The following is a 571-nucleotide window of genomic DNA, read 5'->3' on the forward strand; positions in this document are numbered from 1 at the left end:
TTGCAACAACAAATGAATGTCCTAATAACTTTACCCAACTTGATGTTCCTGCTCTAACATGGGCTGTATTTGAATCTGTTGGACCATTTCCTGAAACATTACAGGATATCTGGGGGCGTATTTATGCTGAATGGTTCCCTTCTTCTAATTACGAGCAAGTAGAAGGCCCTGAAATTCTATGGAATGAAAACAAGGACACAAGCTCACCGGAATTTAAGAGTGAAATATGGATACCGATCACAGAAAAATAATAATAGTGTTTTCAAAACGAGGCGCTTTTCCGTAATAAGATAAGCGTCTTTTTTGTGAAAAAATTGAGTTGAACGCCTGTTTTTGAAATAATCGGTATTAAGCAATAGGGCGCTTTACTGGAACAACAGTTATAATTTGCTTTGTTCAAGTAAAGAGCAGAAACTTAATAGGAACTGAAATTTGTAAAGAGGGAGCATTCCTGTATATAAAGAAATTTGAGGATAAGTGGGGCTAGAATCGGTTGTACAAAAATAGAGCCCTCTTGGTACGATAGAGAGTGTCATTGCAATGACCTCGAATTTAAGTACCAAGGAGGACT

1 protein-coding gene is annotated in these 571 nt (G+C 37.3%); it reads left to right on the plus strand.

Translation table 11 applies throughout. From position 1 onward, the window contains the following. Positions 1–251: GyrI-like domain-containing protein (locus E4U82_RS19685; protein WP_209300600.1), on the plus strand; the 251-nt coding region annotated here is incomplete at its 5' end. Positions 252–571: the final 320 nt, after the last annotated feature.

This window comes from Lentibacillus salicampi, from assembly GCF_004565465.1.
GTDB classification, from domain to species: Bacteria; Bacillota; Bacilli; order Bacillales; family Amphibacillaceae; genus Lentibacillus; species Lentibacillus salicampi.